The organism is Acinetobacter sp. YH12021, from assembly GCF_013420145.1.
In the GTDB taxonomy this organism is placed as follows: Bacteria; Pseudomonadota; Gammaproteobacteria; order Pseudomonadales; family Moraxellaceae; genus Acinetobacter; species Acinetobacter towneri.
Genome location: NZ_VOYT01000004.1, coordinates 13768 through 28551, shown reverse-complemented (window position 1 = coordinate 28551; position 14784 = coordinate 13768). Strand labels below are relative to the sequence as shown.

Here is a 14784-nt window from a genome sequence, read left to right as displayed (position 1 = left end):
GCCACGCTCTAATCGGGCGTGGTACTGCCATAGAAAAAGGATCATTATGCATTCTACACACTACGATTATATTATTATTGGCGCTGGCTCTGCAGGTAATGTTCTTGCTGCACGTTTAACCGAAGATGCCGATGTCTCTGTTTTATTACTAGAAGCTGGCGGACCTGACTACCGACTCGATTTTCGTACCCAAATGCCTGCTGCGTTGGCTTATCCACTGCAAGGGCGACGCTATAACTGGGCTTATTTAACTGACCCCGAACCGCATATGAATAACCGCCGCATGGAATGTGGACGCGGCAAAGGTTTGGGTGGATCTTCACTGATTAATGGCATGTGCTATATCCGTGGCAATGCCATGGACTTAGAACAGTGGTCAACTTTAAAAGGTTTAGAAAACTGGAGCTATGCCGATTGCCTGCCTTACTATCGAAAAGCAGAAAGTCGTGATATTGGCGCCAACGACTATCACGGTGATCATGGACCTGTAAGTGTTGCTACACCCAAAGCCAATAATAATGAGCTGTTTCATGCGATGGTAGACGCTGGCGTACAAGCAGGTTATCCACGTACAGATGATTTAAATGGCTATCAACAAGAAGGTTTTGGTCCTATGGATCGAACTGTCACGCCCAATGGTCGACGCGCCAGTACAGCCCGCGGATATCTGGATATGGCAAAGCAGCGGCCCAACTTGACTATCATGACGCATGCCACCACCCATAAAATTCTGTTTAGCGGCAAACAAGCAATTGGGGTGGAATACCTGCAAGGTGCAAATCGGCAACAGTTACATCAGGTCTATGCGAATAAAGAAGTTTTGCTCTGTGCAGGCGCAATTGCATCTCCGCAAATTTTACAACGTTCAGGTGTAGGCTCTAGCGAGTTACTGCGTGATCTAGATATTGAACTTGTCCATGATTTACCTGGTGTCGGAGAAAATTTACAAGACCATCTGGAAATGTATCTGCAATATAAATGCATAAAACCTGTTTCGCTCTACCCCGCCTTGAAATGGTATAACCAGCCTGCCATTGGTGCCGAATGGTTATTCAATGGAACTGGGATTGGCGCCAGCAACCAATTTGAAGCAGGGGGGTTTATTCGCTCTTCCGATGAATTTTCTTGGCCCAATATTCAGTTTCATTTCCTGCCTGTTGCGATTAACTACAATGGTAGCAACGCAGTCAAAGAACATGGCTTTCAAGCCCACGTCGGTTCTATGCGTTCACCCTCGCGTGGACGCATCAAATTAAAATCTAAAGATCCATTTGAACATCCAAGCATTCTGTTTAACTATATGTCTACAGAGCAAGATTGGCGCGAATTCCGCGATGCTATTCGGATTACACGTGAAATCATGCAACAACCCGCATTAGATCCTTATCGCGGTGAAGAAATTAGTCCGGGTAAACATTTAAGCAGTGATGCAGAATTGGATGACTTCGTACGCAATCATGCTGAAACGGCCTACCACCCTTCTTGTAGTTGCAAAATGGGCGAAGATGAAATGGCCGTGGTCGATGGTCAAGGGCGTGTACATGGTCTGCACAATTTACGTGTGGTTGATGCCTCAATTATGCCGTTAATTATCACAGGGAATTTGAATGCTACGACCATTATGATGGCTGAGAAAATTGCCGATCAAATTCGTGGACTACCAGCATTAGCTCGTTCTGATGCAGGTTTTTATCAAGCCCGTTCATCTGCATAATTTTCTCACACTCAAGCATGAGGAGAGTATTTTACCTCCTCATACTTCATCTGATTAAGGAATTAAACTTCCGTTTCTTTTTTTGCATTCATCCAACGATACAACACTGGTAATAGCACCAAGGTCAATAACGTCGAAGAAATAATTCCACCAATCACCACGGTCGCCAGTGGACGTTGAACCTCTGCCCCTGTGCCTGTGGCAAGCGCCATGGGAACAAAACCTAAGGACGCCACACAAGCGGTCATTAAAACAGGCCTTAATCGCAAAATCGCTCCCTGCCAAACGGCTTCATGCAGGCGATATTGCCCTCTTAGCTCTTTAATAAAGGTCAGCATGACCAAACCATTTAAGACGGCAACGCCAGACAAGGCAATGAAACCAATACCCGCCGACATTGACAAGGGAATGTCTCTTAACCACAAGAAAAGCACTCCGCCAGTTAGAGCAAATGGAACACCCGTGAACACCAACAAGCTTTCTTTGATGTTATGGAAAACGGCCATCAGCAAAATAAAGATTGTCAGTAACGCCAGTGGAATCACAATCTGCATTCGAGCCTGCGCCGAGGCCAGATTTTCAAACTGACCACCATATTCAATCCAGTAACCACTTGGTAGAGGATACTGCTTAAGCTGACTTTGTACTTCTGTGACAAAAGAGCCCAAATCACGCCCTTCCACATTCGCCGTGACAATCACACGCCGTTTGCCGTTTTCACGGCTGACTTGGTTGATGCCATCCATCATTTTTACAGTGGCAATATCGGTAAGTAAAATACTGCCACCATTTGGAAGCTGTATTGGCAGTTGCGCAATCCCACTGAGACTACGATCTTGCTCACTGAGCCGAATCACAAAGTCAAAACGGCGGTCACCCTGTAAAATTTCACCGACATTTTGTCCGCCAATGCTTGCTGACACATAGTCTTGTATAGTTTTGACACTTAAGCCATATTGAGCTGCTAAACTTTTATCAATTTCCACATTGAGCAAAGGTAAACCCGACGTTTGTTCAACTTTAACGGCGGTACTGCCTGAAACCTGTTGAATCAATTTACTGATTTTTTCAGCTTCCGCATTTAATACTTGCATGTCATCGCCAAAGATTTTGACACCGACATCACTACGTACACCCGATATTAACTCATTGAAACGCAGTTCAATTGGCTGAGAAAACTCACTGTTGTTACCGGGCAATGTCGCTAAATACGCCTGCATACGGCTACGCAGTTCATGCAATGTTTCTTTCGGGTTTGGCCATGCATCACGGGGTTTTAACATGACATAACCATCTGAAATATTTGGAGGCATTACATCGGTCGCCACTTCAGCCGTGCCTGTTCGCGCAAAAATAGCGTGTATTTCAGGGAATTTTTTCAGAAGTAGCTTTTCCGTATTTTCCTGAATACGAAGTGATTCTTCTAAGCCTGTGCTTGGAGAGCGCAATTGCTGTACAGCAAAGTCACCTTCACTCAGTTGCGGCGCAAACTCACTGCCGATACGTGTTGCAAGTAATCCTGTCAACATCAACAAGCACAGTGCAAAGGTTAAAACCACTGCTTTATATTGATAGGCACAGTCCAATACACGTTGATAACGATCCTTTAGCCACAGCATCCAACGGCTTTCAGTTTCTTTGATGTCACCTTTAACAAAAAGTGCGACAGCCGCAGGTACAAAGCTGATCGACAAAATAATGGCTGCAACGAGCGCAAGTACAACAGTCAAAGCCATTGGGTGGAACATTTTTGCTTCTACACCAGTCAGTGCAAAAATCGGTAAGTACACCACTAAAATAATCAGTTGACCAAAAATGAGCGGTCGACGGGCTTGGCGCGCTGCCAAAAATACTTCTTTAAAACGTTCCGACTGAGTCAACGGTCGTTTGAGTAACTGCTGCGCATGGGCTAAACGGCGAATACAGTTTTCAACAATTACCACTGCGCCATCGACAATAATACCGAAATCCAATGCACCCAAACTCATTAGGTTGGCACTGATGTTCTGCTGTGCCATACCCTTTAAAGTAAACAGCATAGACAGTGGAATCACACAGGCTGTAATTAACGCCGCACGAATATTACCTAAGAATAAAAAGAGGATCACAATCACCAAGATTGCGCCTTCAACCAAGTTCTTTTGCACTGTTTTAATGGCTTTTTCTACCAACGTGGTGCGGTCATAAACTGTTTCGATTCTAACGCCTTGCGGTAAACTACTTTGCACCTCCTGAATTTTGGCATCTACAGCTTTAGACACCGTTCGACTATTTTCTCCCATCATCATCATAGCGATGCCGAGTACAGTTTCTTCGCCGTTATAGGTTGCGCCTCCTGTTCTGAGGTCATGATCAATTGAAACCTGCGCAATATCTGCGACACGAATAGGGTTCCCTTTTGGGCTGGCAACCGCTGTATTTTCAATGTCTGCAAGACTGTTGAGTGTCCCTGGAACACGCACTGTGAGTTGCTGACCATTTTCCTCAATAAAACCTGCCCCACGGTTTTCATTATTTTCCTGTAAAGCGGTTTGCAGTTGGCTCAAGGAAATATTCAACTGCTGCATACGGTTAAAGTCGGGAGCAACCACATAGGTTTTGTTAAACCCGCCAATACTGTTGACCTCTGCAACTCCCGCAACACGTTGCAGTTGTGGGCGAACAATCCAATCTTGGATCTCCCGCAAGTCCATCGCGCTATAAGCTATACCATCCGCTTTTTTAGCATTCGGTTCGGCTTTAATCACCCACTGATAAATTTCACCCAAACCCGTTGAAACTGGTGACATGGTTGGGGAAACATCGCTAGGTAAGTCCGCTTTGACCTCTTGCACCCGCTGATTAATCTGCTGACGTGCCCAATAGATGTCTGTACCATCCTCAAATACAATAGTGACTTGGGACAAACCATAACGTGAAATCGAGCGAGTCAACTGTAAATCGGGAATACCCGCCATTGCAGTTTCAATTGGATAGGTAATCCGCTGCTCAACCTCTAGTGCTGTAAAACCATTGGCTTGGGTATTAATTTGTACTTGCGTATTGGTAATATCAGGCACTGCATCGATCGGCAGTTTTTGATAGCTATAAACTCCGACCGCAATCCATGTACAGACAAAGAGCATGACCCAAATTGCATTTTGAATAGAGAACTGAATAATTCGTTCAAACAAACCCTCAGGCTTGGGTAAATCATGATTAGTGTGCATGATCAGCCTCGCCTTTTTCTAGTTCAGACTTAAGCACAAAGCTGCCTTGACTGACATAGCGTTGTCCTGCTGTTAGGCCTGAAATTACTTCCACCCATTGAGCGTCGTTTGAAGCTTGTCCAAGTTGAACGGGCTGCGCTTTCAAATGCACTTGTCCTTTTTGTTCCGCGTCGACTACAAATACCGAAGTTTGACCTTCAATGTTTTGAATAGCACTTTTATGGACGCGAAGTGCTGTTTTGGAACTGGTATTGTCTAAAAAGATATTCACCAAAACATTTGGACGTAGTTCAGCCGCTTGGCTTTTTAATTTAGCACGTACCACCAAACGTCCTGTTTGTGCATCGGCTTGAGAATTTAAGCTTTGGATGACGGCTTCATATTTTTGATCAGAAACATTCGGCTTAAATGTCAGACTCTGATTGGCTTGTAACTGACCTGAGTACTGAGCAGGCAGATTAAACTCAAGCCATAACTCTTTAAATTGTTCAATCACAAAAAGCTGATCGGCCAATTGTACGTTTTCACCCACTACGATATCTTTTTGGCTAATCACACCTGAAATGGGTGCTTTAATGGCAAAACGACCATTTACCCCACCTGTTGCACCTAGGGCGTTTAAGCGGCTTTGCACCGATTGCACAGTAATCTGCGCTTGTCGGTAAGCATTTTCTGCCCGTTGATAATCTTGCTTGGCAGAAATGCCCTGTGACCATAACTGCTGTTCACGTTGATAATCTTGACGCGCTAAATCCAAGCTAGCTTGGGCCATCCGCAAATTGGCTTGTTGATCGATCAGCTCGGGTACAGACAGTACAGCTAAGGTTTGTCCTTTTTGTATGTTTTGACCAAGTTCAACATTCACCTGTTCCACATGCCCACCAAAGTTTGGCGAAATATGAGCTTGCTGATCGGTATTCACCACAAGCTTTCCGGGTAGAACGGTGACTTGAGACACCACACCTTGTTGAGCTGAAGCGATTTGAATGCCTTGCTCTGTCAGTTGCTGCGCTGTCAGTTGAATTTCACCTTCCTCGGCATGTCCTTTTTCTGCCTCGGGCTTATCCGTAGGTTCAGATTCTTCATGTTCGGCATGCGCATGTTCATCGATGGTTTTATCTTTGGAGCTAAACCAGATCCCAACAGCGATGAGGAATGTAATAAGGAGCAAAAGGCCAATCATCAATGGCTGTGATATTTTTCCAAATTGGTTTTTTAGTTGCATATTATTGTGCTCCGCCAAGGATGAGGTCTTGTATTTGTGCGATCGAATTTTTACTGATTTGGCTAAAAGCATCTGAACTACTGATCTGTTCATAGCTGGTACCGAGGCTGAGTGCTTCTGCGCTCAATGCGGTCTGCCAAGCTTGACGTAATAACTGCAACTGCCCAAGGCGTATGCTTTGCAGTTGTGAGTTGGCTTGTTGAATGTCGGTAATGGACAACTTTCCCGCTTTAAAACCTTGCAGTGTGCGGACTTGCACTTGTTCTGCCAAAGTGGTTTGTTGACTGATCGCACTGAACTGCAGTTTTAGTCCTTTAAGCTCATGCATGGCATTGGCGATATCTAAAATCTGCTGTTTTAACTCGCGCTGTTGCTGCTGATTTAACAAGCTTTGCTGGCGCTGGGCCATCGGAATGCTGTATTGCTGGCGGTTAAAAATATTCAGCGGAATATCCACACCGACACCTAATGTGGTATCGCTACTTTCATTCGGTGCTTGGCTTCGTTTCATGCCGACATTTAAGGTCGGATTAGGACGCGCCTGCACTTTTAAACTTTCAATATTTAAATTGGATTGTTGAATGTTCAGTGCATACAGCTTTTCCAACCAACCTTCAGCAATATAGCGCTGTACTGTGGCATCACTTTGATCTGGCCATGGCATGGTGGTCGCATTGAGTTGAATATCGGCTTTGGTTTCGCCCCATAGGTTTGAGAGTTGACGCTGTGCTACTTGTTCTGCCAATACCGCTTGTTGGTATAAGCGCTGCATATCCAAACTTTCGATTTGCGCACGTTCATAGTCAACCAAAGAAATACTGCCCGCCTGATAACGTTTTTTGGCACTGTCTAAATTGTTTTGACTCACTTTGAGTTGTGCTGCGTACAGCGATTTTTCAACTTGTGCCAAAGCCAATTGAGACCATGCAAATTTCACCACCAATTGGCTTTGTGCTGTCCACAGTTGTTGCTGTAACTGCATTTGTTGGTGCGCTGTTTCTGCGAGTTTTTGATTGAGCTTACGCTGTCCAAACACATCTAAGGGCTGACTGATGGCAATACTGAGCTCTTGATCGGTATTTGAACCAAAACCATCTTGATTGATATTTAAGTTAGGATTTTGCCATAGGCCACTGTTTTTGATGTTCAGCTCTGAAATGCTTTGACTGTGTTGCCCAATTTCACTTTGGTTTTGATAGCGCTCTACTTTTGCTAAAGCTTCATCCAAAGTCTTGATCGGTTCGGCAAAACTCCATTGCATCGCGGCTGTTGTTATGCCCACAGCAAGAGCTTGGCGTATAAACGCCTTAAATTGATTCGACATGCTTTTTCCCACTAATTTTTAGAAGAAGTGGTGGGAAATGTTTTAGGCTACCCCACCATTAGCGGGGAAAGTTCAGGAGGAGGATGTTGCCCCAATAAATCAGGGGCTTGATAGGCATTGTGCCAAAAAAACTGCGGACACTCACGAAGTTCAAACGCGAGTGGCAGTTGATAGTTTTTTTCTTTCGGAATAATCAAATGTGCCATTGTGGGTAAATGATCTTGATGGTCTTCACCCAATTCAAACTGATCATTTGCCGTTTGAGTATGGCTATCGGCACTGCTTTGCTGGTGTGCCTTATCATCAGACGCACACAAGGTGGTTTGATGGTGGCCAAAATGAAAACTTTGTTGAGTCACGACTTGAGCTTTTTGTTCTTCATGGACGCAAAAAGCTGCCGCCACGTTCCATAGACTTTGGAACATGAATAAAGCAACTAAGACGCTAATCGACGTGGTAGAACGCATAATGTCGTACTGAAATAAAGTGACGCTATTGTAAAGCCTAGACTAAGTCTAAGGTCAAGTCTTTTTAATGACTATGTTCGTGTTGGTGTGGATGGCATTCATCTTCTTCAATCTGTAAAGTCACTTGCGTAATTCCATGCTCATGCCCCAATAACTCTACAGCTTGGTGGTATAAAGCTCTTTGATCTACATCGGGTGCAATCAAATGCGCTGTTAAATGCACATTTTTAGAAGTAATCGCCCAAACTTTAAGCTGATGAATGCCTTGTACACCCTCTAAAGCCAGCAAGTCATTACGTAAAGATTCAATATCAATTTCACTTGGCACACCTTCGAGCAAAATATTGATACTTTGTTTCAGTAGCACCCAAGTTCGAGGTAAGACCCAAAAGCCAATCAACACAGCAATAACGGTATCTACCCACATCCAACCTGTGAAATAAATCACCAGTGCGCCAATGATCACACCCACAGAACCTAATGCATCACTGAGCACCTCAAGATAAGCCCCTTTCACATTTAAGCTGTCTTGGCTGCTCGACACCAAAATTTTCATTGAAATCAGATTGATGATTAAACCCAAAGCCGCAACAATCAGCATACCCAAGCTTTGAATTTCAGGTGGTTGACTAAAACGCTGATAGGCTTCATATAAAATGTAAATCGCCACCACAAATAACATCATGGCATTAAACAAAGCTGCCAAGATTTCAAACCGCTGATAGCCAAAAGTACGTTTATCATCGGCAGGCTTTTGCCCAATTTTGATGGCTGCTAAAGCAATGGCTAAAGCAGCGGCATCGGTAAACATATGCGCTGCATCGGACAGTAAGGCCAAACTTTGTGTGATAAATCCTGCAACCACTTCCACAATTAAGAAGGTAAACGTCAGAGCAAGTGCAATGGTTAATTTCTTGGCATTTTTTGCAGTCACTTCAACATGACTGTGATCATGGTTATGAGAACCACTCATGTAGGGCTCCTTATCATTTTATTTAACGGAATGCTTCAGCATTGAAATCAAAGCTTTTATTAATTTAAAAATTACTCGATTCAGCATACTCGGTTAAAACGATAAAATCATCTTTCATGTGAATACGTCTTTATTTGCGACGTTTTTTACCTGTTAAAAAGTTGATGGCCTGCGTATAGCCTGTTTGTGTAATATGCTGTACCAGATCAATTATTTTGGCATCTGTTCGGCTTTGTTGCGCAAAGTTTTCATAACCATATGATTTTAAAAGTTTTGATTATTTTTTATTCAAAATTAAATTTATTTAAATCAGATACTTACATATTTAAGCAACAAAGCCTCAGCTAACTAAAAAATTTTTTTAGCTTGGTTAGTTATTTTGTCAACTTAATATTTCACAAAAAATTCACTATTAAATACATACTCTTTACTTGGAAGTAAAATGCTGAAATTTTTGACTGAAAAAAATTAGCCAATGCTTTCAAGTTAGATTAAGTAAATTGTACCAAATATAAATTTATATAGGTGTATTCTTCAATGGCTATAGAGTTTGTTTCAAAATCAAAACTACCGACTGCATTTGGTGATTTTGAAATTATAGCGTTTCAAGACCAAAGTACTGGTGAAGAACATATCGCTCTTGCTAAAGGCATGGGTACTATTTCTAATCAACCTGTACTCGTTAGAATTCATTCAGAGTGCTTAACAGGTGACGCTTTTGGATCACTCAAATGTGATTGTGGCCCCCAATTACATTCAACCATGAAAATGATTAATGATGCAGGTCAAGGTGTGATCTTATACTTACGCCAAGAAGGTCGCGGCATAGGACTAACCAATAAAATTCGAGCTTACGCCCTTCAAGACCAAGGACATGATACTCTTGACGCCAATTTATTATTAAATTTACCAGCAGATGCTCGTAAATATGATATGTGTACCATTATGTTAGATTATTTAAAAATAAAGAATGTAAAACTCATTACAAATAATCCCCTTAAAATTAAATCTTTAACTGATTTAGGAATTAATGTTGTTGAACGTATTCCTTTAAAAGTTGGTTTAAATATCTTTAACAAAGCTTATCTTGAAACAAAGCAAAAACGCATGTCACATCTATATGATAATAGTGATTTTTAAAAAGCGATCACTTATAGAAAAAAATCCACGTATAAAGCTCCATCTCCCTCACGGGAGAAGGTAAAGATAAAAGATTGTTTTATATTCAATTATGGTTTTAAAGAATACCTATCAAAGAAGCTGGCTTATTCTTTATTTTCTCTCAGGATTTGCGAAAAAACTGTGACTTTTTCTAAAGTTGCGTTCATTCCCTGGCAGAGTAAAACTTGAAGTGCGATAGCACCTCAAATTCTAGTAGAAAAAGAAATGTTAAATGGAAAGATCATTGCCCCTTTTGGTTTTATCTATTGTGACTATAATTTTTATGCTATGGTCAGAAAAAATAACGAAAATCGTGATGTTATGAATATCATTGATTGGTTAATGGCCGAAGAAAAAAGTTAAACATTTAATAGACCTCTTGCGAAAGTATCTTTAATGACTATTTTAGACTTTGATATTTATTTAAAAATCAAAGCAGTACAGGTTCAACGTGGAGCTAAAGGTGCAGCTTATGCCACCTAGCGTGAGCAAGCAGTACAGCTGAAGGCTAACGGTATGAACAACACACAGATTGCAAAGAACTTGGAAGTTGATCGTAAGGCGATTACACGCTGGTTTTTAGGGGTGGGACAATATCCTTATCAGATAACAGCCTTTTTTGAGGTTCCTTATGATTACTAAACAACAGTATGTTCGTTTATCTTTAGTCCTTTTTCTACCGCTACTTGGTCTCGGTTATTACTTAGCTGAACGTAGGATCTTTAATCCTCTTGAACATGCTGTTTTTTGTGTGGTTGACGATGGAACTTGTACTATAAGTAAAATGGATGAACGTAAGTTACAAGAGAATTTGGAAGATTCAATTTTTATCTTTCAAGATACTAAGGCCTCTTTATCAGTAATCCCCTTTCCTTTGAGATCATACACACTGGACAAGTTGACATCCGAGTATGTTGAAGCTAAAAGTTTTAACTATTTGGGGTTTTACCAATGTGCCTTTCAGATTTTTTATGCTCAACCAAATTTGTACACCTTTGATTGTTACCCAGATAAAGAAAAAACAGCGATAGTCAGTGGAAAATTTGAGTTCGTTAATAGCATTGATGAACAATTCTATTTAAAAACTCATGCTTCTAGTTTGGAAACTAAGAAAAAAATTTTAGCTTATCAAAAGAAGATGTTTTATTTGACCTTACTTTTCCCACTAGCGATGTTTTTCTTAATATCGTGGTTAGTAAGATTCATAGTGTACGGCTTTAAGGATTCTAATCAGTTGTAGGGTTACATCCTGATTCTGATGTAATCTTGATTAAAATTAACCCCTTTTACCTTACAAATGGCAAAGTAAAATTGACCCCAGCTATAGGCGATCAGCTCTCAGCTCAAACATATGACTTAAAGCCTGTCAAAGAAGCTCTTGCAAACAATAAACTTAGCTGTAATTGGTAGGTTTAGGTGTCCATATGCAAGCCTAAATCAGATTTTGATATTTATTTAAAAATCAACGCTTATCACTGATTAAATTTTGACTAACGCAAGAGGTCTAATCTTTGATTTGAAAAACTCTATTCAATTGCTCATCTATAACGTTTATTTCACATTCTGTTCACGCTGTGCTGCCTAAGGTATAAACATACACTTCATACGGACACTGATGATGAGACTTGTAAAAACACTAATTGCTACAGCCTTATCCTTGCCGCTTCTGTTGTTAGCCGGATGTAAAAGTATCCCCAGTTATTCAGCCAATTACGCCCAATCCAGAAACGGTATTCAGGGGATAGCGCTGGATCAGGCTAAAGCTCAGGATATCGGCCTCCGCTTTACCTCAGCCTTTAATACCTTGGGCACACCGGAATTTGTGGAAAGAGCTGGATCGCTGTATGCCGAACAGCTGTTTATTAATGATACCCTATCGCAATTTTCATCCCGTCAAAATCTGCTGGAGCACTTTCAAGGCATGAACAAACGGGTCAGCAAGGTCAGCGTCAAGCTGTTAAACGCTTCTTATCATCAGGACTCTGCCTATGTGCACTGGCATATGGCCTATGATTTTAAAATGTTCGGCACGACCCGCAGTATGGACTCTTACGGTATCAGTGAAATCAAGATCAACGAAAACAACAAGATTATTTTCCAGCAGGATTTCTGGGACCCTGCGAATGGCCTGTACCGTTCCCTGCCTTATGTTGGAGGGGTCTACTCATGGCTACTGCCTTTCAAAAAATAGCGATTAGTACAGCGTTAGTGATGGGATGTAGCTTCTGTCCATGGGCACAGGCACAAAGCCTGAATCAATGCGGCAATGGTCCGCTGATGGTGGGTCAAAAACAGGTCGGTATGGCCAGTTATTTTGCCCAAAACTGTAGCCAGTCCTGGGAAAAACAAAATATACAGATGGACTTTTCCTATACACAGAATATTCCGGAATGGGCATTTAAGCGTGCGGCCACACATTTACTGAAACGTAATGTTAAAGACGCAAAAATACATGCTCTATTCAACCCAATCACCGATTTGTATCGTCCGGTCAGATCAGGCGACCTCTACCGTTTAAAATACAACCATGCTACACAGACCCTGAGCTTATCTTTGAACCAGCAAAGTTTAGGGCAGCTTAAACATCCTCTGGCACAACAATATTTTAATATATGGCTGGGTCCCCAGCCATTTAGTGCTAAATTAAAACAGCAATTATTAAATTAGTATCTGCCGCTATGTCGAAACATTTTATCCTGATGGTTGAAGACCATTATGAACTGGCCTCTACCCTATGTGAGTTTCTGGAAGAACATGGCTTTGTGGTCGATCATGCTCGCAATCTGAGTGCTGCTAGACAATTACTGAAACAGCAACGCTACCATATCTTACTACTAGACATTAATTTGCCTGATGGTTCTGGTTATGAACTGTGCGAGTGGTTACGCAATGAAGAGGGGTTAGACTTACCTGTCTTGATGCTTACCGCTCGGGATACCTTGGATGATAAACTCAAAGGCTTCAATTCCGGCACGGATGATTATCTGGTCAAGCCTTTCGATTTTAACGAGCTGGTGGTTCGGGTGAAGGCCCTGATCAAACGCTCCCTGGGTGAAGTATCCAACAGTCGTCTGCAAATTCATGACCTAATTTTGGACCCCGCAACACAGCAGCTAACTCGAGCTGGGCAGAACATTGAATTGCCTCCAATTCAGTTTAAACTTTTGAAACTATTGATGCGTCATTCTCCTAAAGTACTGACCAAACAGGAAATTATGATGCAGCTTTGGGGTGACGAAGAGCCAGAAAGTGATGCTCTGCGCAGTCATATCTATAATTTACGCAAAATGGTCGATAAACCCTTTGAACAAAAGCTGATTCACACCATATCTGGGATTGGTTTAAAAATTGCTTTCGAAGATGAAGCCTAATTTAGGTACACAACAACAATCAGTCCAGTGGTCATTGCTAGATCAACATTCTGATGAGTGTCAAGATAATATTGCCTGTCAAACAGCTCCACACGCCAACCTAGCTGTTTGCATAGCTTTTGCACCAATTGCAATCCAATACCATGCCCTTTGATTTCCAGTTGTAGCTGCTGACCAGACAGTTCCTGAACTTTAGAATTGTTAGGTAAAGACATGCCGACCCCATTGTCAGCAATCAGCACTTTATTTTTTTCCAGAATCACATCAATTTCTGTGCCCTGTGAATAGTTCAGCGCATTGCGCAGAATATTGCCAAACACCATTTTGGTCATGGATGGATAAAGTTTACGCGGCTGTTCATCGAGGTCTTTTTGCAGGTCTATCTGCATGCCTTTGTTATGACTGACACTTTCCAGATCCTGCACCAGATTGTCCAGACATTCTGAAAGCATGGTCGGTTCAGCAGTTAAAGTGTTGGTGGTATTGCGGGCAATGGCCAGCAAGGTATCGACCAGCAGCTGCATGTCTTCAATGGTGTTATGCAGGCGGGTAAAGGACTTGTTGTCGCCATAGCGTGCCTGACACAGCTGCACATTCCCTTTTAAAATGGTCAGTGGCGTGCGTAGCTCATGGCTGACATCTCCGGTAAATTCACGCTCACGCTGAATAAATTCGCTTAATACCTGATGATATTTTTCCAGCGCCTGCTTGAGGTATTCAGCTTCCAGATTAGAGTCGGTGCGGATGTCCTGAAAAGGCGAAGCCTGATTTTTCTGATGTTCCCAGTCGATATATTCCAGCGCATTGGCCAGACGGGTAATCGGGGAAAAATAGCGCCGGGCCCGACGGTTCCACCACCACAGCACACTATATAGCACAAACAGGCTGACCATCAGCGGTGCCAGACCAAACAGCCAGACCAGCTTGTTGACGTTGCTTTCGCCAAACACCAGCAGCACATGCTGTCCGTCTTTTTCACCATACACGGTCATGCGCTCCTTGCCATCGACAAAATGCCGGTTCACCCCTTGCTCAAGCTGCATGTGGCGAAATTGGACTGGCGGCACATCGCTCCAGCGGTAACCATACAGGTTTTTGGTGTCGGGCAGTTCAGCAGCCGGATTACGTTCCAGCCGCTGCCAGTAGTGTGACATTTCCTGTTCTAGCGCAGTTCTGAGCAGGGAACCCTTGATTACCCAAGCACTACAGCCAATCCCGATCACCACAGACAGGGCAATGAATCCGATTTGCAGCCAGTAATAGCGGTTAAACACCTCACCCAGAGGATGATCGTGTTTGTCCCTGAACAGCTTTAACATTGGTGCATTCCCCGCTGGCCC

At 42.6% G+C, this 14784-nt stretch carries 13 protein-coding genes; 7 read left to right on the top strand and 6 right to left on the bottom strand.

Annotated features, from left to right (window positions below; translation table 11 throughout):
* Nucleotides 1-46 precede the first annotated feature (46 nt).
* Nucleotides 47-1714 carry a choline dehydrogenase gene (gene betA / locus FTT91_RS05245; protein WP_136143596.1) on the top strand — a complete coding sequence of 556 codons (1668 nt, stop codon included), beginning with the start codon at nt 47-49 and terminating at the stop codon, nt 1712-1714.
* Between the two features lie 62 nt (nt 1715-1776).
* On the opposite strand, the gene FTT91_RS05240 is transcribed toward betA, so the two are convergent.
* From FTT91_RS05240 to FTT91_RS05220, 5 genes are all read right to left on the bottom strand, one after another.
* The gene (locus FTT91_RS05240; RefSeq protein WP_180169094.1) at nt 1777-4923 is read right to left on the bottom strand and encodes an efflux RND transporter permease subunit; all 3147 of its coding nucleotides are present in this window, start codon (nt 4921-4923) and stop codon (nt 1777-1779) included.
* Nucleotides 4913-6148 carry an efflux RND transporter periplasmic adaptor subunit gene (locus FTT91_RS05235; RefSeq protein ID WP_180169093.1) on the bottom strand — a complete coding sequence of 412 codons (1236 nt, stop codon included), beginning with the start codon at nt 6146-6148 and terminating at the stop codon, nt 4913-4915. Before FTT91_RS05235 ends, FTT91_RS05240 begins: the two co-directional genes overlap by 11 nt.
* A gap of 1 nt (nt 6149) precedes the next feature.
* Nucleotides 6150-7472, bottom strand: coding sequence for a TolC family protein (locus FTT91_RS05230; RefSeq protein WP_163142145.1), 1323 nt, complete (start codon nt 7470-7472; stop codon nt 6150-6152).
* A 47-nt stretch (nt 7473-7519) separates the two neighbouring features.
* The gene (locus tag FTT91_RS05225; protein ID WP_180169092.1) at nt 7520-7939 is read right to left on the bottom strand and encodes a cation efflux protein, CzcI-like; all 420 of its coding nucleotides are present in this window, start codon (nt 7937-7939) and stop codon (nt 7520-7522) included.
* A gap of 64 nt (nt 7940-8003) precedes the next feature.
* The gene (locus FTT91_RS05220; protein WP_136143601.1) at nt 8004-8912 is read right to left on the bottom strand and encodes a cation diffusion facilitator family transporter; all 909 of its coding nucleotides are present in this window, start codon (nt 8910-8912) and stop codon (nt 8004-8006) included.
* Between the two features lie 537 nt (nt 8913-9449).
* Here FTT91_RS05220 and ribA point away from each other — a divergent pair.
* The 6 genes from ribA (at nt 9450) to FTT91_RS05190 (ending at nt 13444) form a co-directional block, all read left to right on the top strand.
* Nucleotides 9450-10052, top strand: coding sequence for a GTP cyclohydrolase II (ribA, locus tag FTT91_RS05215; protein ID WP_004976959.1), 603 nt, complete (start codon nt 9450-9452; stop codon nt 10050-10052).
* 537 nt (nt 10053-10589) lie between these two features.
* Nucleotides 10590-10715: a hypothetical protein gene (locus FTT91_RS05210; protein WP_257229575.1), complete on the top strand. Its 126-nt coding sequence runs from the start codon at nt 10590-10592 to the stop codon at nt 10713-10715.
* Nucleotides 10705-11313 (top strand): hypothetical protein, encoded by a 609-nt coding sequence (locus FTT91_RS05205; RefSeq protein WP_168397586.1) that lies wholly within the window; start codon nt 10705-10707, stop codon nt 11311-11313. The genes FTT91_RS05210 and FTT91_RS05205 overlap by 11 nt, the downstream gene beginning before the upstream one ends.
* 378 nt (nt 11314-11691) lie before the next feature.
* Entirely contained in the window at nt 11692-12264 is a 573-nt protein-coding gene (locus FTT91_RS05200; protein ID WP_180169091.1) for a nuclear transport factor 2 family protein, read from the top strand.
* A complete protein-coding gene (locus FTT91_RS05195) occupies nt 12240-12740 on the top strand; it encodes a chalcone isomerase family protein (RefSeq protein ID WP_005177287.1) in 501 nt (166 codons plus the stop codon). Before FTT91_RS05200 ends, FTT91_RS05195 begins: the two co-directional genes overlap by 25 nt.
* An 11-nt stretch (nt 12741-12751) precedes the next feature.
* Nucleotides 12752-13444 (top strand): response regulator transcription factor, encoded by a 693-nt coding sequence (locus tag FTT91_RS05190; RefSeq protein WP_004976968.1) that lies wholly within the window; start codon nt 12752-12754, stop codon nt 13442-13444.
* On the opposite strand, the gene FTT91_RS05185 is transcribed toward FTT91_RS05190, so the two are convergent.
* On the bottom strand, nt 13441-14763 hold the full coding sequence (locus FTT91_RS05185; protein ID WP_373686105.1) for a sensor histidine kinase: 1323 nt from the start codon (nt 14761-14763) through the stop codon (nt 13441-13443). The two genes, FTT91_RS05190 and FTT91_RS05185, sit on opposite strands and share 4 nt — an antisense overlap.
* Nucleotides 14764-14784: the final 21 nt, after the last annotated feature.